13 protein-coding genes and 2 pseudogenes are annotated in these 20,227 nt (G+C 62.5%); 7 read left to right on the top strand and 8 right to left on the bottom strand.

Annotated features, from left to right (window positions below):
* Positions 1 to 156 precede the first annotated feature (156 nt).
* Both KS03_RS11815 and KS03_RS11810 read left to right on the top strand, forming a co-directional pair.
* Complete coding sequence (locus KS03_RS11815; RefSeq protein ID WP_012733306.1) at positions 157 to 387, top strand: hypothetical protein; 231 nt, start codon at positions 157 to 159, stop codon at positions 385 to 387.
* Between the two features lie 170 nt (positions 388 to 557).
* Positions 558 to 1,700 (top strand): DUF2827 domain-containing protein, encoded by a 1,143-nt coding sequence (locus KS03_RS11810; protein WP_012733307.1) that lies wholly within the window; start codon positions 558 to 560, stop codon positions 1,698 to 1,700.
* Between the two features lie 188 nt (positions 1,701 to 1,888).
* Here the strand turns inward: KS03_RS11810 and KS03_RS11805 are convergent, their stop codons facing one another.
* On the bottom strand, positions 1,889 to 2,935 hold the full coding sequence (locus KS03_RS11805) for an aldo/keto reductase (RefSeq protein ID WP_012733308.1): 1,047 nt from the start codon (positions 2,933 to 2,935) through the stop codon (positions 1,889 to 1,891).
* Positions 2,936 to 3,679: 744 nt separating this feature from the next.
* Here KS03_RS11805 and KS03_RS11800 point away from each other — a divergent pair.
* Positions 3,680 to 4,333, top strand: a complete 654-nt coding sequence (locus KS03_RS11800) for a hypothetical protein (protein WP_012733309.1) — start codon at positions 3,680 to 3,682, stop codon at positions 4,331 to 4,333.
* 48 nt (positions 4,334 to 4,381) lie between these two features.
* Here KS03_RS11800 and KS03_RS11795 read toward each other — a convergent pair whose 3' ends face one another.
* The 4 genes from KS03_RS11795 to KS03_RS33185 are packed head-to-tail and all read right to left on the bottom strand — an operon-like array spanning position 4,382 to position 13,184.
* The gene (locus KS03_RS11795) at positions 4,382 to 4,909 is read right to left on the bottom strand and encodes a DUF4019 domain-containing protein (RefSeq protein WP_012733310.1); all 528 of its coding nucleotides are present in this window, start codon (positions 4,907 to 4,909) and stop codon (positions 4,382 to 4,384) included.
* A gap of 51 nt (positions 4,910 to 4,960) precedes the next feature.
* Entirely contained in the window at positions 4,961 to 6,112 is a 1,152-nt protein-coding gene (locus tag KS03_RS11790; RefSeq protein ID WP_012733311.1) for a DUF2827 domain-containing protein, read from the bottom strand.
* A 23-nt stretch (positions 6,113 to 6,135) separates the two neighbouring features.
* Complete coding sequence (locus KS03_RS11785; protein WP_012733312.1) at positions 6,136 to 7,281, bottom strand: DUF2827 domain-containing protein; 1,146 nt, start codon at positions 7,279 to 7,281, stop codon at positions 6,136 to 6,138.
* Complete coding sequence (locus KS03_RS33185; protein WP_447085921.1) at positions 7,278 to 13,184, bottom strand: YadA-like family protein; 5,907 nt, start codon at positions 13,182 to 13,184, stop codon at positions 7,278 to 7,280. Before KS03_RS33185 ends, KS03_RS11785 begins: the two co-directional genes overlap by 4 nt.
* Here KS03_RS33185 and KS03_RS33390 point away from each other — a divergent pair.
* Complete coding sequence (locus KS03_RS33390) at positions 13,174 to 13,542, top strand: hypothetical protein (protein WP_232252189.1); 369 nt, start codon at positions 13,174 to 13,176, stop codon at positions 13,540 to 13,542. The two genes, KS03_RS33185 and KS03_RS33390, sit on opposite strands and share 11 nt — an antisense overlap.
* Positions 13,543 to 13,658: 116 nt before the next feature.
* On the opposite strand, the pseudogene KS03_RS33495 reads toward KS03_RS33390, so the two are convergent.
* Positions 13,659 to 15,506, bottom strand: a pseudogene (locus KS03_RS33495) (beta strand repeat-containing protein); the annotation flags it as partial.
* 321 nt (positions 15,507 to 15,827) lie between these two features.
* On the opposite strand from KS03_RS33495, the gene KS03_RS11770 reads away from it, so the two are divergent.
* On the top strand, positions 15,828 to 16,874 hold the full coding sequence (locus tag KS03_RS11770; protein ID WP_012734099.1) for an IS481 family transposase: 1,047 nt from the start codon (positions 15,828 to 15,830) through the stop codon (positions 16,872 to 16,874).
* Between the two features lie 33 nt (positions 16,875 to 16,907).
* A protein-coding gene (locus KS03_RS11760; protein ID WP_374215805.1) for an IS3 family transposase occupies positions 16,908 to 18,163 on the top strand; the annotation gives its coding sequence in 2 pieces (ribosomal slippage) (positions 16,908 to 17,271 and positions 17,271 to 18,163; 1,257 coding nt in all).
* Here the strand turns inward: KS03_RS11760 and KS03_RS29915 are convergent.
* Positions 18,154 to 19,851, bottom strand: a complete 1,698-nt coding sequence (locus KS03_RS29915) for a hypothetical protein (RefSeq protein WP_373429770.1) — start codon at positions 19,849 to 19,851, stop codon at positions 18,154 to 18,156. The two genes, KS03_RS11760 and KS03_RS29915, sit on opposite strands and share 10 nt — an antisense overlap.
* Between KS03_RS29915 and KS03_RS33060 the strand changes: the two genes are divergently transcribed.
* Positions 19,769 to 19,969, top strand: coding sequence for a hypothetical protein (locus KS03_RS33060; protein WP_373419922.1), 201 nt, complete (start codon positions 19,769 to 19,771; stop codon positions 19,967 to 19,969). The two genes, KS03_RS29915 and KS03_RS33060, sit on opposite strands and share 83 nt — an antisense overlap.
* On the opposite strand, the pseudogene KS03_RS33370 reads toward KS03_RS33060, so the two are convergent.
* A pseudogene (locus tag KS03_RS33370) lies at positions 19,906 to 20,037 on the bottom strand (ESPR domain-containing protein); the annotation flags it as partial. The gene KS03_RS33060 and the pseudogene KS03_RS33370 sit on opposite strands and share 64 nt — an antisense overlap.
* Positions 20,038 to 20,227: the final 190 nt, after the last annotated feature.

Genomic DNA, 20,227 nt, shown 5'->3' with positions numbered 1-20,227 from the left:
TGGCCGCCCGCTCGGCTTGCGGTCCGGCCCGGAGGGCGTCCGCCGCCGCGCCACGTGAGATGGCGCGGCGGCGGACGCGATTCTTGTCCGCGAGCGTTCCCGCGAGGGAGCGCTCGCCCCTGGCGGGCCGGGTGGCAGGCCCGAGGAGGAAGGTGCATGGCAAACATCGGTCATTCACGCGAGGCGCTCGCCGCCCAGCGCTTCTTCGAGGCGACGCGCAAGGTCGATCGCGCGTTTCGCGCGGTGCGCGGCGACCATGACGAGAGCGTCGATTCCGCCGAGCGCGCGGCCGCCCAATCGCGGCTCGACCATGCGCTCGACGAACTGGCGCGGGCACAGGAATTGTTCGATACCGCCGTCAGCGTGCGCGGCACGCGGCATTACTGAATCGGGCGTGCGGCGCGGCCGGGCTCGCCGGCGCGCCGTGCGTGGCCGGCCATCACCATCCGGCGCGGCAGGTCGGGTAGACTGCGGCCGATGACTCATGCCCTCCGCGCGGCCGACCCTCGCTTCGGCGGCGCCCCGGTGTGCTTCCGGTTTCTCCTTGCCTGCCCACGATGACTGCCCCTGTCGATTTGAACGGTCTGCGTATCGGCATCACCATCGGCCTGCACGAGCCGAACGAAAGCCTCTGGATCAACGGCATCAAGCAGAACGCGCTGTTCCTCGCGAAGCTGCTGATGAGCTCGCCGCGCGCCTACCGGGTAACGCTCGTCAATACCACCGCCACGCCGCTCACCGACGCGCTGCCCTGGGACCGCCGCCGCTTCGACACGCGCCCGTTCGCCGAGGCCAAGGATTCGCTCGACGTGCTGATCGAGCTGGGCGGCCAGATCGACGGCGAGCAGACGGCCTATCTGAAGTCGCGCGGCGTGAAGATCGTCAGCTATTGCTGCGGCTTCGAGTACATCCACGCCACGCAGTCGATCCTGTTCGGCCGCAGGCTGTGGGACACGCTGTTCATCAACCGCGGCTACGACGAGATCTGGGCCATCCCGCAGATCGCGCCGTCCTCGCTGCCGTTCCTGCAGTCGCTGCGGCGCTGCCCGGGCCGCGTGGTGCCGTTCGTCTGGGACCCGATGTTCCTGACCGCGCGCGCGCAGGCGCTGCGCGAGAACGGCGAGTACCGTCCCAACGGGCAGCCGGGCAGGCGGCTCACCGTGATGGAGCCGAACCACGATGTCGTGAAGTTCTGCGTCTATCCGATGCTGATCATCGACGAGGTGTTCCGCCGCGAGCCCGACACGATCGCGTTCGCGCACGTGACGAACGCGGAGCATCTCGCGCATCACAGCCGCGAGTTCGTGCTGCTGATGAACTACCTCGACATCGTGCGCGCCGGCAAGGCCAGCTTCGTCGGCCGCTACGACACGCCGGTGTTCCTGTCCGAGTTCACCGACGTGGTGGTCTCGCACCAGTGGGAGAACCCGCTCAACTATTTCTATTTCGACGTCTGCTGGCAGGGCTATCCGCTGGTCCACAACGCGCATCTCGCCGCCGACCTCGGTTACTACTACCCGGAGAACGACGTGCAGGCCGGCGCCGACCTGCTGGCGCGCGTGCTGCGCGAACACGACGCCGGCTGGGAGCAGTACACCAGCCGGCAGCGCGAGCTGCTGCGCCGCTATACGTCGGAGAATCCGGCGCTGGTGGCCGACTACGATCTGCTGGTCGAAAACCTGGTGCGCGGCGCCGGGTGACGCAGGCCGACCGGCCGCCATGCCGGCCCGGGCTGCCGGGCCGGTGCCCGCAAGGCGCGGCGGTGAGGAACGCGCGAGGCGGGTGGATCACGGCATGTTCGATGGGCTTGGGCCACGAACCGGCGCGGCTGGTGCTGGTGCTGGTGCTGGGGCGGGGCGAGCGCGCCGGGCCGGCGGCGCGCGGCTTGCTAGGCCTTCGGCTCGAACGGCTGCGGTACGCGGCCGGCCGATTGCCGGCTCAGCATCCAGCCCGGGTACTCCGGCGCCAGCGCGCTGACGGCATCGAGCGTCTCGAGATCGTCGGCATCGAGCTTCAGGCCGACCGCGCCCAGGTTCTGCTCGATCTGCTCGAGGCGCTTGCCGCCGATGATCACCGTCGTCACGAACGGCTTGGCGAGCACGTAGGCGAGCGCGATCGCGGCCACGCTCGTGCCGTGCTTCTGCGCGATCGGCCGCATCGCCGCCACGCAGGCCCAGGCGCGATCCTTGTCGACGGGCGGGAAATCGAAGCTGGTGCGGCGCCCGCCCGCCTCGGTCGAGCCGGGGCCGTACTTGCCCGACAGCAGGCCGCCCGCGAGCGGCGACCACACCATCAGCCCGACCTTTTCCTCCTGCATCATCGGCACCAGCTCGCGTTCGAGGTCGCGGCCCGCGATCGAGTAATAGGCCTGCACCGTTTCGAAACGCGCGAAGCCGCGCCGTTCGGCGATGCCGAGCGCCTTGGCGATGCGCCAGGCCTGCCAGTTCGACACGCCGATATAGCGCACCAGGCCGCGCGAAACCAGATCGTCGAGCGCGCGCAGCGTCTCGTCGATCGGCGTGACCGGGTCGTTCGCGTGGACCTGGTAAAGATCGATGTAATCGGTCTGCAGGCGTTGCAGGCTGGCCTCCACCGACGCCAGGATGTGGCCGCGCGACGAACCGCGATCGTTCGGGCCGCTGCCCATCGGCGCGAACACCTTGGTGGCGAGCACCACCTCCTGGCGCGGCACCGCCAGGTTTTTCAGCGACTGGCCAAGCATCCGCTCCGATGCGCCGAACGAATAGACGTTGGCCGTATCGATGAAGTTGACGCCGGCCGCCAGGCTGCGCCGCACGATCGTGTCGGCCGTCGTCTGGTCCACGCCCGCGATGTCGCCCCAGATTCCGGCCTGTTCCGTGTGGCCGAAGGTCATGGTGCCCAGACAGATCTCGGACACGAAGAGTCCGGTGTTGCCAAGCTGGTTGTAACGCATCTGATATCTCCATCGACGGGCCGGCGGCGCCGGCCAGGAATCGCGTACTATGCGCTTTCGGCGCCGCGCGATAAAGGGCGCTGGTTTGAATGGACTATTATTTCCCGGCGGCATAATGCGGGAAAGGCAGATTGCCAGCGCGCCGATGGTGATTCGCCGGCGCTCGCAGTCCGGCGCACGGGCGTATCATTGCAATACCGGTGTCGATTGCGGCCTGGCCTTGGGTCCGGGCATGTCGAAACGGCAATTGCCACGTCGGCCGGTTTCACGGATCATTGCGCAACGAATGGCGAACCCGCGCGGGTTCGAAGCGCCGGGCCAGGTATTTAATTCGGCCAAGGTGCGGCACCGGGGCGGCAACTGCAGCGCGCCTCACCGGCTTTCATCGACCGGATACGGGAATCAAGGTTTATTCCGCTTTGCGAAAGGCATGCGCCGATCGGTTCGCGCATGCGTGGCTTGCGCCCAAATCATTCCGCCGTTTTCAAACCTTATCCGGTTGCGGGCGGCGCAATATCGACGGCGAGTGCCGCGGCCTGGCCGCTGCGCCAGCCCGGTCATGCCAGCCGGGCAGGGTATTCCGTCAGGCCGATTTTCAAGGCGCCCGCCGCCCGGATGCGCGCATGGCTCATGATGCCGCGCCGCGGACGGCGCGGCCCGAACGAACAGAAACCCATGCCGGCCCAGGCCGGCAACCAGTGCCGACCCGATCGGCTTCAAGGAAATGTGTTGGTGAAAGGTCTCATGAAACAAGGGAAACCGAAACTTACCCGTCAGGACGCCGAGCGCCTGTTTGCCGGGCTGCCGGCCGCGGGGACCAGCAGTGCCAGCCGGCCGGTGAATCCGTTCGAGGCCAGCCCGTTCGACACGACGCGCCGCCCCGATGAGAAGGCCACCCTGTGGAAGGACAACCTGATCACGCTGCCGGTCGCGTTCGTCGTGCCGGCCGGGTATGCCTCGCTGGCCGCGCTGTGCAAGGCGATCGTGCTGGCCTGGCGCGTGAGGTGGGTGCGGGAGTCCGGCCATGAAATCGTGGCCGAATTTCCCGAGGGATGGAAGGCGGTGCGCCCCGCCACCGGGCCGATCGAGCTTCGCGACCCGTCGAACGTGGTGCGTGCCGTCTACGGCTGGGCCGAGGATGCCGAGGTGCGGCTGCTGACGCGCTACCTGGTCGAAACCCAATCGAACAGCTCGACCGGCATGAGCAGCCTGTTGATCCGCGATCGCGCGAGCGGGCAGATCCTCGAACGCTCGTCGATCTGGTCGTCGCTTTCGGGCGCCAGTCATCCCGATTGGGCGCGGCTTTCCGGCTGGCTCAACCTACACTTCCCGCAGCATCAGGACCCGCTGCGCTACTGGGAAGACTGCGAGCGCAACCTGAGCGCTGCCCAGGCCTGAGCCGGCGGCGGCGCCGGTGCGGTGCCGCACCGGCCGCCGCGCGCGCCGTCAACTGCCCGGAATCGGGCCCTGCGCGACGCGCGGCAGGTAGCCCGTCAGATGCCAGCGGCCGTCGTTTTCGAGCCGGAAGCTGATTTTTTCATAGACGACCTTGCCCGAGGCCTGCGTGGTTGCGTAGTCGACGTTCGCGTAGAGGCCGTCCGGCACATCCTTCGCGCCGCTGTAGATGATCCGCGTGACGGCGGCCCAGCCACGGCTCTTGATCGCGCCCACGGCCTCGCGCGACAGCCGCGTGTCGTTCGCGAAGCGCTGCGGATTGTAGCGCTGCTTGACGAAGGGCGCCGCGTCGTTCCACAGGTCCTGATAGCGGCCCGTGTCGAGCAGGCGCAGCGCATAGTCGGCATCGCGCAGCAGTTCGTCGGCCGAGGCGCCGGCGTTGACGGGCGCCAGCGAGAGCGCCGGTGCGGCGGGGGCAGCGGGGGCAGCGGGTTCGGGCGCCGGCGTCTGGGCGTGCGCGAGGCTTGCCGCGCCGGCGGCCAAGCATGCGGCCGCGCATCGTACTAGAGTCGCTTTCAAGAGGCCTCCTGGCTGGTTCGAAAGGCGTGAAAGGGGTGGCAAGGCCGCGCGTCAGCGATAGACGGCGGCGAGCGCTTCGGTGTAGGCCGCCACGTTGTCGGGGTTGTGGATGTCGACCGAGTGCAGCAAACGGGCGGTGCGCTCGCGGTAGGCATCGAGATTCGCGTCGTGCTCGCGGTACGCGCGCAGCAACTGCCGGCCGCCTTCCTGGCAATCGAAGTCCGGATAGTAGTAGCCGCATTCGCCCAGGTAGGGCGAGTTGTGGACGAGCGGATAGCCGCCATACAGCAGCTCGTAATAGAGGTAGTTCTGGGCGTTCTCCCACGTGTGGGAGACCACGGCGTCGCCGTATTGCGACATGAATTCGTAGATCGCGAAGCGGCCCTCGAAGCTGGCCAGGCCGTGATTGACGAGGTCGAGGCTGCGCGCGAAATGCACGAAGGTGGTGTGGTCCTTCAGGTGCAGCGTGTTGCATACCCGCACGAACTCCACGAACGACGGCTGCGCGCGATACGCTTCCTCGGCCACCAGCATCGGGATGATGCTCGTCTTCACCATGCAGATGTTCGGCTCGAACATCGCGATGCGCCAGCGCGAGCGGCCCGGGCGATAGCCGAACGCGCGGCCCGTCTCGAGCGCGCCGCGCGCCTTGTCGAACAGCATCGGATGCCAGATGTGCGGGACGATCGTCACCTTCTGGCGCAGCCCCGTTTGCAGATAGTGGCGGCACGAGTGCTCGAATTCCGGAATCGTCCAGACGCCGTCGTACTGCGCGCCCGAGAACAGAAAGCCCGACGGCTTGTCGAACATGGCACGCTCGATATCGATCACGTAGTCGTTGCCCACCCGCATCGTGATCACCTTGCCGCCGCGCTTGCGGAATACCGAGAGCCAGTCGGCGTTGAACAGCGCGCTCATCTCGATCAGCACGTCGCAGCGCGCCATCGCCTCGTCCATCGAGATCAGCGGCACGCTCCATTCATCCAGCATCATCTGCGGATCGGCCGGCTCGGTGCCGCCGCCGTTCACCATCACCGCCTCGGCCACCAGCGGCGACTGCCGCAGCAGCAGCACCAGCAGCAGACAGTTCTGGAAGATGCCGTTTTCCCACAGCGACTGGCCGGCGCCGCGCACGTACAGCGAGACGCCCACCACGAGACGCTTGCTGCCGTTCTGGACGTCACGGACGGGAATATCGGACATGCAGGTTCTCCCGCTGAAATCGCTCAGGCCAACAGGCGTTCGACGTAGGCGTCGAGATTCGCCGGATTATCGATCGAGACGCGCCGCAGCATCGCGTCGGCCTTCTCGCGGTAGCCGGCCAGGTTCGCATCGTGTTCGCGCCACGCTTCGAGCAACACACGGCCGCCCGTGGCCGAATCGAATTCCGGATAGTAGTAGCCGGCGTCGCCGAGCATGGGCGAATTGTGGATCAACGGATAGCCGCCGTAGAGCACGTCGTAGTAGAGATAGTTTTGCGGATTCTCCCACTGGTGCGAAATCACCGCGTCCACGTGTTGCGAGAGAAATGACGGCAGTTCCAGGCGCGGTTCGAAGGTGGCCTTGTGGTGGCGCACCAGGTCGAGGCTGTTCGCGAAGTGCAGGAAGGTGCGATGTTCCTTCATGTGCATCGTGTTGACGACGTAGAGGTGCTGCACCGCTGCCGGCTCCGCGCGGTAGCATTCATCGGCCACCAGCATCGGGTAATAGCAGCTCTTGACCACCGAGATGTTCGGCTCGAGGATCGCCAGCCGCCAGGCGCCGCGGCCCGGCTGGTAGCCGAAGCGGATGCCTTCGCCGGCGAGCGCCGCAATGCGCCGGTCGATGAAGTGCGGCGACCAGATGTGCGGCATCGAATGGACCGGCACGCGCATCAGCGTGCGCAGCAGCGGCTTGGCCGTCTTGTCGTCCTTCGGCAGCATCCAGACTTCGTCATAGGGGCCGCCGTTGAAGATGTGGCCCGAGGGCTGGTTGAAGATCGGCGTTTCGCAGAGGCCGGCGTAGACGTTGCCGACGAAGCACATGATCAGCTTCTTGCCGAGCGTCTTCATGTAGCGCAGCCAGTCCACCGGCAGTTGCGCACCCATTTCGATCACCACGTCGAGCTCGTGCGAGACGTCGCGCGGGTTCACCAGCGCGATGTCCAGATCGGTGAAATCGAGGCCGGCAGGGATCTGCCGCGCGTCGCCGCCGTTCAGGAACACGATGCGGGCGATGCGTTCCGATCGCCTGAGCATCATCGCTAGGAACGCGATGTTTTGATGGATGCCGTTCTCCCAGATCGCCTGGCCGTCCCTCGCGAACAGCGAAATGCCGACGGTCAGGCGCCGGTCAGCGCCGTGGCTCGGCGTGGCGTGAGAAGTATCGATCACCAGCTGTATCCATATCCGACACCATACGTCTTGTTCTGGCCCGAGACGCCGATGCCCAGTTTCAGAATGCCGTTGGTTGTCACGTGCGCGCTTGCGCCGAACGCCATGCCCGACTGACCGGCGAAGCGCGCCACGCCGACCGCGACATTGATCGTCTTGCCCGGTTCGACCTGCGGCAGCATGGTCAGCGCGGTGGCGGCGGCAATGCCCTGGCGCGCCATCGTATCCGTTTGCCGCAGAGCCTGCTGGGTCTGCGTGATCTGCGTACCCAGCGTATTGATCTGGTTCTGCTGGCCGGCGAACGATTGTGACATAGAAGTCGACAGCGCACTCAGCTGGTTGAGGTTGACCGCGTCCGTGCCTTGCGTGCCCGGCGCCACGTTGGTGAGCTGGCGCTGTTGCGATGCACTGCCCACCGATACCACGTTCGAGCGCCCGTCGTCGTTCGAGCCCTGGCCGAGCGCGACCGAGTTCGAGCCGGCCGTGACCGACGGCGCCTGGGCGGCCGGACTCGACATGTCCGCCGCGTAGCCGCCGGAACTGAGCGAGCGCGTGGTGTTGTTGTCGACCGTCGCGGACAGCGAGGCCACCGTGGTGCTGACCGCGCCGAGACCCGAGGACAGCGAGGCGACCGAGGTGTTGGTGGACGACAGGCTGGTGGACAGGGAGCCGAGGCTGGTGGAGGTGGCGGTCGACAGTGAGGCCACGCTGCTGCTCGTCGTGGAGAGGCCGGTGGACAGCGAGCCGGTGGTCGTCGAGGCCGAGGTCGACAGCGATGCCACGCTGCTGGTGGTTGCCGAGGCGCCCGTGGACAGCGAGCCGACCGCCGTCGAGGTGGAGGACGACAGCGAGCTCATCGCGGTGGACGTCGAAGTCGACAGCGAGGCAACCGAGCTCGAGATCGAATTCGACGCGTTGTTGATGCTGGTGGACAGCGAGGCCACCGCCGCGTTGGTTTGGAACAGCTGGCTGCCGTTCACGGCGTCGGTACTGGCTGCCGAGACGCGTCCCGCCGCGAGGCCCGTCAGCTGGCGCTCGAAGCCCGGGCCGCCGATGCTGAAGGTGCCGGCCGGCGTGCTGCCCGCGAAGTTTCCGAACGTCATGCCGCCGACCGCGGCCGAACTCACCGGCGTGGCCGCGGTGGCGACCGAGCCGCTGCCGATCGCTACCGAGTTGTCCAGGTTGGCGATGGCGTTCGGGCCGATCGCGACGCTGTCCACGCCGGTGGCGGTCGAGTCCACGCCCGCCGAATTGGTGTGGAAATACCTGGCGCCGCTCCCGTTGATGCTGTCGAGCGCGGCGCCGACGTTGTCCACGCTCGCGGTGGTGCCGTTCGCCTTGTAGGTCGTGTAGCTCGGCGGCGTGATCGTGCCGGTGGCCGGATCGTAGGTCGCGCCGCCGCCGAGCGCGGCCGCCATGCCGTTGCCGACCTGGCCCGACGAGTTCGCGATCGAGCTGACCGAGGTGGACAGCGAACTGACGGTGGACGACGTGGACGTGGATAGCGAGGTCAGGTTGCTGTTTGTCGTCACCAGGCTGCTGGAGAGCGAGCCGGTGACGGTGGAAAGCGACGAGAGGCTGCTGGTGGTGGCCGTCAGGCCCGTCGAGAGCGAGGCGACGCTGCTGTTGGTGGTGGCCAGCCCGGTGGACAGCGATCCGGCCGCGGTGGAGAGCGAGGAGACGTTGCTATTCGTGGCGCTCAAGCCGGATGATAGAGACGAGACATTGCTGTTGGTCGAAGATAGACCAGTAGACAGCGAGCCAATGGTGCTGTTGGTGGTGCTCAGGCCGGTAGACAGCGACGACACGCTGCTATTTGCCGTGGAGAGCCCGGTCGATACCGATGAAGACAACGAGCCGACGTTGCTATCGGTGGTGCTGAGGCCGGACGACAACGACGACACATTGCTGTTTGTGGTCGAAAGACCGGTGGACAGTGAGCCAATGGTGTTATTAGCGTTGCTCAGCCCGGTGGATAGCGAAGACACGCTGCTATTTGCCGTTGAGAGTCCGGCCGATACCGATGAAGACAACGAACCGACATTGCTGTCGGTGGTGCTGAGGCCGGACGACAACGATGACACGTTGCTGTTCGTAGTCGAGAGTCCGGTGGACAGTGAGCCAACGGTGCTGTTGGCGGTGCTCAGCCCACTCGACAAGGAGGTGACGCTGCTGTTCGTAGTTGAAAGGCCGGTGGACAGTGAGCCGACAGTGCTGTTGGTGGCGCTCAGTCCTGTAGATAGCGAAGATACGTTGCTATTTGCCGTTGAGAGCCCGGTCGATACCGATGAAGACAACGAGTTGACGTTGCTATCGGTCGTGCTGAGGCCGGACGACAACGACGACACATTGCTGTTTGTAGTCGAAAGACCGGTGGACAGTGAGCCGACGGTGCTATTGGTTGTGCTCAGTCCTGTAGACAGCGAAGATACGTTGCTGTTTGCCGTGGAGAGTCCGGTCGATACCGATGAAGACAGCGAGCCGACGTTGCTGTCAGTCGTGCTGAGGCCGGATGACAACGACGACACATTGCTGTTTGTGGTCGAAAGGCCGGTGGACAGCGAGCCGACATTGCTGTTGGTGGCGCTCAGTCCTGTAGATAGCGAAGATACGTTGCTATTTGCCGTTGAGAGCCCGGTCGATACCGATGAAGACAACGAGCCGACATTGCTGTCGGTGGTGCTGAGGCCTGACGACAAGGACGACACATTGCTGTTTGTGGTCGAAAGACCGGTGGACAACGAACCGACACTGGTCGAAGTCGAGGAGGACAGGGATGAGACATTGCTGTTCGTCGTGGAAAGACCCGACGAGAGTGAGCCGACGCTACTGTTGGCGGTACTCAATCCACTCGACAGCGACGAGACATTGCTATTGGTCGTCGAGAGTCCGGTAGACAGGGAGCCGACATTGCTGTTTGTAGTCGAGAGTCCGGTGGAAAGCGAGCCAACAGTGCTGTTGGTTGTGCTCAGCCCGGTAGATAGCGACGATACGTTGCTATTTGCCGTGGAGAGCCCGGTCGATACCGATGAAGACAACGAGCCGACGTTGCTGTCGGTGGTGCTGAGGCCGGACGACAACGACGACACATTGCTGTTTGTGGTCGAAAGACCGGTGGACAGTGAGCCAACGGTGCTGTTGGCGGTGCTCAGCCCACTCGACAGGGAGGTGACGCTGCTGTTCGTAGTCGAAAGGCCGGTGGAAAGCGAGCCAACGCTACTGTTGGTCGTGCTGAGACCCGACGAAAGAGACGAGACATTGCTGTTGGTCGAAGATAGACCAGTAGACAAAGAGCCGACGTTGCTGTCGGTTGTGCTGAGGCCGGATGACAACGACGACACGTTGCTGTTCGTAGTCGAAAGGCCGGTGGAAAGCGAGCCGACATTGCTGTTGGTGGCGCTCAGTCCTGTAGATAGCGAAGATACGTTGCTATTTGCCGTTGAGAGCCCGGTCGATACCGATGAAGACAACGAGCTGACGTTGCTATCGGTCGTGCTGAGGCCGGACGACAACGACGACACATTGCTGTTTGTAGTCGAAAGACCGGTGGACAGTGAGCCGACGGTGCTGTTGGTTGTGCTCAGTCCTGTAGACAGCGAAGATACGTTGCTGTTTGCCGTGGAGAGTCCGGTCGATACCGATGAAGACAACGAGCCGACGTTGCTGTCAGTCGTGCTGAGGCCGGATGACAACGACGACACATTGCTGTTTGTGGTCGAAAGGCCGGTGGACAGTGAGCCGACAGTGCTGTTGGTGGTGCTCAGCCCGGTAGAAAGCGAAGACACGCTGCTGTTTGCCGTGGAGAGTCCGGTCGATACCGACGAAGACAACGAACCAACATTGCTGTCGGCTGTACTGAGGCCGGATGACAACGACGACACATTGCTGTTTGTGGTCGAAAGACCGGTGGACAGTGAGCCAACGGTGCTGTTGGTGGTGCTCAGCCCGGTAGACAGCGAAGATACGTTGCTACTTGCCGTTGAGAGCCCGGTCGATACCGATGAAGACAACGAGTTGACGTTGCTATCGGTCGTGCTGAGGCCGGACGACAACGACGACACATTGCTGTTTGTAGTCGAAAGACCGGTGGACAGTGAGCCGACGGTGCTGTTGGTTGTGCTCAGTCCTGTAGACAGCGAAGATACGTTGCTGTTTGCCGTGGAGAGTCCGGTCGATACCGATGAAGACAACGAGCCGACGTTGCTGTCAGTCGTGCTGAGGCCGGATGACAACGACGACACATTGCTGTTTGTGGTCGAAAGGCCGGTGGACAGTGAGCCGACAGTGCTGTTGGTGGTGCTCAGCCCGGTAGAAAGCGAAGACACGCTGCTGTTTGCCGTGGAGAGTCCGGTCGATACCGACGAAGACAACGAACCAACATTGCTGTCGGTTGTACTGAGGCCGGATGACAACGACGACACATTGCTGTTTGTGGTCGAAAGACCGGTGGACAGTGAGCCAACGGTGCTGTTGGTGGTGCTCAGCCCGGTAGACAGCGAAGAGACGTTACTACTTGCCGTTGAGAGCCCGGTCGATACCGATGAAGACAGCGAGCCGACATTGCTGTCGGTCGTGCTGAGGCCGGATGACAACGACGACACATTGCTGTTTGTGGTCGAAAGACCGGTGGAAAGCGAGCCAACGCTACTGTTGGTCGTGCTGAGACCCGACGAAAGAGACGAGACATTGCTGTTGGTCGAAGATAGACCAGTAGACAGCGAGCCAACCGTGCTATTGGTGGCGCTCAGTCCTGTCGACAGCGAAGAGACGTTGCTATTTGCCGTGGAGAGCCCGGTTGATACCGATGACGACAACGAGCCGACGTTGCTATCGGTTGTGCTGAGGCCGGATGACAACGACGACACATTGCTGTTTGTGGTCGAAAGACCGGTGGACAACGAACCGACACTGGTCGAAGTCGAGGACGACAGGGATGAGACATTGCTGTTCGTCGTGGAAAGACCCGACGAGAGTGAGCCGACGCTACTGTTGGCGGTACTCAATCCACTCGACAGCGAGCCGACAGCGCTGTTGGTTGTGCTCAGCCCGGTAGACAGCGAAGATACGTTGCTATTTGCCGTTGAGAGTCCGGTCGATACCGATGAAGACAACGAACTGACATTGCTGTTGGTCGTGCTGAGGCCGGACGACAACGACGACACATTACTGTTGGTGGTCGAAAGACCGGTGGAAAGCGAACTGACACTGGTCGAAGTCGAGGACGACAGGGATGAGACATTGCTGTTCGTCGTGGATAGGCCCGACGAGAGTGAGCCGACGCTACTGTTGGCGGTGCTCAGGCCACTCGATAGGGAGGTGACACTGCTGTTCGTAGTCGAGAGTCCGGTGGAAAGCGAGCCAACGCTACTGTTGGTCGTGCTGAGACCCGACGAAAGAGACGAGACGTTGCTGTTGGTCGAAGATAGACCAGTAGACAGCGAGCCAACCGTGCTATTGGTGGCGCTCAGTCCTGTAGATAGCGACGAGACGTTGCTATTTGCCGTTGAGAGCCCGGTCGATGCCGACGAAGACAACGAACTGACGTTGCTATCGGTCGTGCTGAGGCCGGACGAGAGAGACGACACATTGCTGTTTGTGGTTGAAAGGCCGGTGGACAGTGAGCCGACAGTGCTGTTGGTGGTGCTCAGTCCGGTAGACAGCGAAGAGACGTTGCTATTTGCCGTTGAGAGCCCGGTCGATACCGACGAAGACAACGAGCTGACGTTGCTATCGGTCGTGCTGAGGCCGGACGAGAGAGACGACACATTGCTGTTGGTGGTCGAAAGACCGGTGGAAAGCGAACCGACACTGGTCGAAGTCGAGGACGACAGGGATGAGACATTGCTGTTCGTCGTGGATAGACCCGACGAAAGTGAGCCGATACTACTTTGATTGGTGCTCAATCCACTCGACAGCGACGAGACATTGCTATTGGTCGTCGAGAGTCCGGTAGACAGCGAACCGACGCTACTGTTGGCGGTGCTCAGGCCACTCGATAGGGAGGTGACGCTGCTGTTCGTAGTCGAAAGGCCGGTGGACAGTGAGCCGACAGTGCTGTTGGTGGCGCTCAGTCCTGTAGATAGCGAAGATACGTTGCTATTTGCCGTTGAGAGCCCGGTCGATACCGATGAAGACAACGAGCTGACATTGCTGTCGGTCGTGCTGAGGCCGGACGACAACGACGACACATTGCTGTTGGTGGTCGAAAGACCGGTGGACAGCGAACCGACACTGGTCGAAGCCGAGGACGACAGGGATTAGACATTGCTGTTCGTCGTGGAAAGACCCGACGAGAGTGAGCCGATACTACTGTTAGCGGTACTCAATCCACTCGACAGCGACGAGACATTGCTATTGGTCGTCGAGAGTCCGGTAGACAGCGAACCGACGCTACTGTTGGCGGTGCTCAGGCCACTCGATAGGGAGGTGACACTGCTGTTCGTAGTCGAAAGGCCGGTGGACAGTGAGCCGACACTGCTGTTGGTTGTGCTGAGGCCGGATGACAACGACGACACGTTGCTGTTCGTAGTCGAAAGACCGGTGGAAAGCGAACCGACACTGGTCGAAGTCGAGGAGGACAGGGATGAGACATTGCTGTTCGTCGTGGACAAGCCCGACGAGAGTGAGCCGACGCTACTGTTGGCGGTACTCAATCCACTCGATAGCGACGAGACGTTGCTATTGGCCGTCGAGAGCCCGGTGGAAAGCGAGCCGACATTGCTATTGGTGGTGCTCAGTCCAGTAGATAGCGAAGTTATGTTGCTGTTTGCCGTGGACAGCCCGGTCGATACCGATGAAGACAACGAACCGACGTTGCTGTCGGTCGTGCTGAGGCCGGACGACAACGATGACACATTACTGTTGGCGGTCGAAAGACCGGTGGACAGCGAACCTACACTGGTCGAAGCCGAGGACGACAGGGATGAGACATTGCTGTTCGTCGTGGAAAGACCCGACGAGAGTGAGCCGATACTACTTTGATTGGTGCTCAATCCACTCGACAGCGACGAGACACTGCTATTGGCCGTCGAGAGCCCGGTGGACAGTGACCCGACACTACTGTTGGTGGTGCTAAGGCCACTCGATAGTGAGGTGACGCTGCTATTCGCGGTGCTCAGCCCGGTAGATAGCGAAGTTACGTTGCTATTTGCCGTTGAGAGCCCGGTCGATACCGACGAAGACAACGAGCCGATGTTGCTATTGGTCGTGCTGAGTCCGGATGACAGCGACGACACATTGCTGTTGGTGGTCGAAAGACCGGTGGACAGCGAACCGACACTGGTCGAAGCCGAGGACGACAGGGATGAGACATTGCTGTTCGTCGTGGAAAGACCCGACGAGAGTGAGCCGATACTACTTTGATTGGTGCTCAATCCACTCGACAGCGACGAGACACTGCTATTGGCCGTCGAGAGCCCGGTGGACAGTGACCCGACACTACTGTTGGTGGTGCTAAGGCCACTCGATAGTGAGGTGACGCTGCTATTCGCGGTGCTCAGCCCGGTAGATAGCGAAGTTACGTTGCTATTTGCCGTTGAGAGCCCGGTCGATACCGACGAAGACAACGAGCCGATGTTGCTATTGGTCGTGCTGAGGCCGGATGACAGCGACGACACATTGCCGTTGGTGGTCGAAAGACCGGTGGAAAGCGAACCGACACTGGTCGAAGTCGAGGACGACAGGGATGAGACATTGCTGTTCGTCGTGGATAGACCCGACGAGAGTGAGCCGACGCTACTGTTGGCGGTACTCAATCCACTCGACAGCGACGAGACATTGCTATTGGTCGTCGAGAGTCCGGTAGACAGCGAACCGACGCTACTGTTGGCGGTGCTCAGTCCGGACGAGAGAGACGACACATTGCTGCTGGTGGTCGAAAGACCAGTGGACAACGAACCGACACTGGTCGAAGTCGAGGACGACAGGGACGAAACGTTGCTGTTCGTCGTGGACAACCCGGTCGATACCGACGACGAAAGAGAGCCGACGCTGCTGTTGGTGGTACTGAGGCCGGACGAGAGCGACGATACATTACTGTTGGCAGTCGAAAGGCCGCTGGACACCGACGAAGACAGCGAGCCGATGTTGCTATTGGTAGTCGAGAGTCCAGTGGACAGCGAGCCGACGCTGCTGTTGGTGCTGCTGAGGCCTGATGACAACGACGTGACGTTGCTGTTCGTGGTCGAAAGGCCTGTAGATAGCGAACCGACGCTGGTCGAGGTTGAAGACGATAGCGAACTGACGTTGCTGTTTGTGGCGGACAGGCCGGTCGACAGAGATCCGACGCTGCTATTCGTGGTGCTCAGGCCGGACGAGAGCGACGAAACATTGCTGTTGGTCGTGGACAGACCTGCCGATTGGGCTGGCCCCCTCGAAAGCCGGACACGAGGTAACGCTTAAATGATGAGGTAGTCTTACGCCTATGTTTAAGTGTAGAAGTTCAGACTTGATCTGACAGTAAGACCTTGCCAAGAGGCGGGGTTACCCGTTTTGATAGAGGTGCGAATCTTCATCAAAACAGCGCGCAAGCGCCAAGGAGTAACCCCGTGAGTAGTCTCAACCAAAATGTCATCCGCCACAAGATCGGTCTGCTGAATCTGGCCACCGAGCTCGGGAACGTGTCGAAGGCCTGCAAGGTGATGGGGCTGTCGCGCGATACGTTCTACCGCTATCAGAATGCCGTGGCCGAGGGCGGCGTCGATGCCCTGTTCGACAGCAATCGGCGCAAGCCGAATCCCAAGAATCGAGTCGATGAAGCGACGGAAATCGCCGTGCTGGCCTATGCCATCGAGCAGCCCGCCCACGGGCAGGTTCGGGTCAGCAACGAATTACGCCGGCGCGGTATTTTCGTGTCTGCATCCGGCGTTCGTTCGATCTGGCTGCGTCACGAATTGTCGTCCTTCAAGCTGAGGCTCGTGGCGCTGGAGAAGCAGGTCGCTGAAAAAGGCATCGTGCTGAGCGAGGACCAGGTGGCCGCGCTGGAAAGAAAGCAGGACGACGATGTGGCTCATGGCGAAATCGAAACCGCTCATCCCGGCTATCTGGGCTCGCAGGACACGTTCTACGTGGGCACGATCAAGGGCGTAGGCCGGATTTACCAGCAGACCTTCGTCGACACCTACAGCAAAGTGGCGATGGCCAAGCTGTACACGACCAAGACACCGATCACGGCGGCCGATCTGCTCAATGACCGGGTGTTGCCGTTCTTCGAGGAGCACGGCATGGGTGTGATCCGCATGCTGACCGATCGAGGCACGGAGTATTGCGGCAAGCCGGAATCGCACGATTATCAGCTGTACCTGGCGCTGAACGACATCGAGCACACCAAAACCAAGGCGCGACATCCGCAGACCAATGGCATCTGCGAGCGGTTCCATAAAACCATCCTGCAGGAGTTTTATCAGGTCGCGTTCCGCCACAAGCTCTATCTGACGCTGGCGGAACTGCAGGTCGATCTCGATACTTGGCTGATGTACTACAACGGCGAGCGAACGCATCAAGGTAAGATGTGTTGTGGTCGCACGCCTTTGCAAACGCTCATCGCGGGCAAGGAGGTGTGGAAGGAGAAAGTGAGCCACCTGAATCTGATCTGACAGTCACGCACCGTCGGAACGGGTAACTGTCAGATCGGGTCGCGACTTCTACAGTTTAAGCCCAGTCACAACGTCGAACCCGTCGAGGTTCTGACCCAGCCCGAGCAACGTCGCCGGCGTTCCGTCGACGAGAAGCTCGCCATCGTGCGCGAGACCTTCGAGCCCGGCGCCACCGTTTCCGGGGTTGCCCGTCGTCATCAGGTCAATGCCAACCAGGTCTTCGCCTGGCGCAAGCTCTATCAGGACGGCAGCCTCTCGGCAGTCAGTGCCGGCGAGCAGGTGGTGCCGGCCTCGGACCTGAACGAGGCCTTGAAGCAGATTCGCGAGTTGCAGCGGCTGCTGGGCAAGAAGACGATGGAAGTGGAAATTCTTCGTGAGGCCGTGGAGTACGGTCGAGCAAAAAAATTGATTGCGCGCTCACCCTTGCTGCCGGGGGACGACCGTTGAAGACGGTCTGCGATGTCCTTGGTGTGTCGCGCTCGAATCTCACGGTCAAGTTGAATCGCACCGCCGAATGGGTCGACCGGCGCAAGACGCCCGCGCTGGACGACATGCCGCTCGTCAACGAACTGCAGGCGTTGGTTGGCGAGTTGCCCACCTACGGCTACCGGCGCGTCTGGGCATTGCTCCGGCGAAGCCGGGACGCGCTGGGCCAGGCGCGTGTCAACGTCAAGCGGGTGTACCGCGTCATGCATCGCCACGGGCTGCTGCTCGAACGCCGACGTCACGCGGCGTCCACGCGTCGACACGAGGGCAAGGTTGCCGTGGACAAAAGCAATGTGCGCTGGTGCTCGGATGGATTCGAATTCCGCTGCGACGACGGCGTGCCGTTGCGCGTGGTCTTCGCGCTCGACTGTTGCGACCGGGAGGCCATGAGCTGGGCCGCGAGCACGGGCGGCTACACCGGCGACATGGTTCGCGACGTGATGCTTCAGGCCGTCGAAAACCGCTTCGCCGGCAAGCTGAAAGCGGACAATGAAATCGAATGGCTGAGCGACAACGGCTCCTGCTACATTGCCGACGAGACGCAGACGTTCTCGAGAGAAATCGGTCTGACGCCGGTTACGACACCGGTCCGGAGTCCGCAGAGCAACGGGATGGCCGAAAGCTTCGTGAAGACGATGAAGCGTGATTACGTGTCGTGGATGCCCAAGCCCGACGCGAGGACGGCACTGCAGAATCTGGCCATCGCTTTCGACCACTACAACGAGTCGCATCCGCACAGCGCCTTGAAATACCACTCGCCACGCGAGTTTCGCCAGCGAGCCAGTTCTCCAACTCAAGCGTGACCGAGTGTCCGGTTATGCGGGGGCAAGTCCACCGATACGGAAGACGACAGCGAGCTTACGTTACTGTTGCTCGTGCTCAAGCCACTCGACAGTGACGTGACATTGCTGCTTGTGGTGGATAGTCCGGTAGACAACGAGCCGATACTGTTCGAAGTCGAAGACGACAGCGACGTCACCGCGCTATTGGTCGAACTGAGGCCGGTTGAAAGCGAGCCGATGCCAGTCGAGAGCGAACTGATCCCGGTCGACGCCGAGGAAGACACCGAAGTGACATTGCTGTTGGTCGTCGAGAGTCCGCTGGATAACGAGCCCACGCTGGTCGAGGTCGAAGAGGACAACGACGAGACGCTGCTATTGGTAGCGCTCAATCCCGCCGACAACGAAGAAACGTTGCTGTTGGTCGCCGCAAGCCCGGTCGAGAGAGAGCCGATGCTTGTCGACGTCACGGACGATAGTGACGAGACGCTGCTGTTCGTTGCCGACAGCCCGGTAGACAGTGAGCCGACGCTTGTCGAAGCCGAAGACGACAGCGACGTCACCGCGCTATTGGTCGAACTGAGGCCGCTTGAGAGCGAGCCGATGCCAGCCGAGAGCGAACTGATTCCGGTCGACGTCGAAGAGGACAGCGACGCCACGTTGCTGTTGGCCGTTAAGAGCCCGGAGGAAAGCGAACCGACGCTGCTATTCGTGGCCGACAATCCGGACGAAAGCGAGGTCACCGAACTGCTCGCGCTCGACAAGCCGGTGGACAGCGATCCCACACCGGTCGAGATCGAGGACGATAGTGACGCCACGTTGCTGTTGGTGGCGCTCAGCCCGGTGGAAATCGACGTCACGCGGCTGTTGGCGGTCGACAGGCCGCTCGAGGTGGTCGTCGAAAGGCTCGTGATCGAACTCGTGGTCGTGCTCAGCCCCGTGCTGAGTTGCGAGACGGTCACGGCATCGGTGGCGGCCGAGCCGTCGGCGACATTGGTGATGCGGCGCAGCGCGGATGCGGAGCCGACCGACACTTCGGAGCCTGGCGCGGCCTGGCCGGTCAGGAAGCCGGTGGCGGTGGGCGCGGCAGCGGCGGTGGTGCTGCCCGCGCCTAGCGCCACGCTGTTGGCGTACTGCGCGCTGGCGTTCGGGCCGACTGCCACCGCGAACGAGTCGGAAGCCGTCGCGCCGGCGCCGGCCGCCAGCGATGAGGTCGCCGTGGCCACCGAAAAGCGCCCGATCGCGATCGAGGTGGCGCCGGACGCGGTGGCGCCGCCGGTGCCGGAACTGTCGCCGCCGCCGATGGCGATGGAACTGTTGCCGATCGCGCGCGTGTCGTTGCCGATCGCACTCGCGCCCAGGCCGCTCGCGCCGGAGCCGGAGCCGAGGGCGACGGCGCTCGATGCCGTGGCGAACGAATTGTGACCGAACACGGTCGAGTAGAGGCCGGTGGCGGTCGCGCCGTTGCCGAGCGCCATCGAGGTGACGCCCGTGGCGGTCGCGCCATAGCCGAGCGCTATCGAGGCGGCGCCCGTCGAAGTGGAATTCGAGCCGATGGCGACCGCGCCGGTGCCGGTGGCGATCGTGTTGCTAGGCGTATACACGCCCAGCACGGCCGCGTTGCCGCCGATGGCGATGGCTGACGTGCTGGTGGTCGCGCCGCCGCCGGTCGCGTATTGCGCCTGCACCGCGTTGTTGCCTGCACCTGCCATCAGCACCGCGGTCGTTACCGCCTTGGTCACCGCCGATTTGTTCGGCTTACCCCTCGCTGAATCGATTTCCGACACGGCCACCCACGCGCCGAGAGATTCGTTCCAGATCGATCGGTAGCTACGGTTCATGATGGCGGTTCTCCACGGGGCCGCGCGCACGCCATGAAATCTCGGGCGCTTCTCCATGAGGTGCGGGGAAATCGGTCAATTGCGCAGATCTTATTGGAGGTGGCTAATGCCCAATCAAAACAACTGCAAACTGAAAATTCACAACTGCAAACCATTGTGTTCGATCGCGGTTTGGCAGGGTGTTAAGTTTTTTCAACTTCTGCGCGGAAGGCTTGCCTGGCGCGGATTTTGCGCCGCGCCTGCATCA

It is taken from the genome of Burkholderia glumae LMG 2196 = ATCC 33617, from assembly GCF_000960995.1.
Lineage (GTDB): Bacteria > Pseudomonadota > Gammaproteobacteria > Burkholderiales > Burkholderiaceae > Burkholderia > Burkholderia glumae.
The sequence above is the reverse complement of the archived record's forward strand: the minus strand, read 5'-3'. Positions and strand labels throughout refer to the sequence as shown.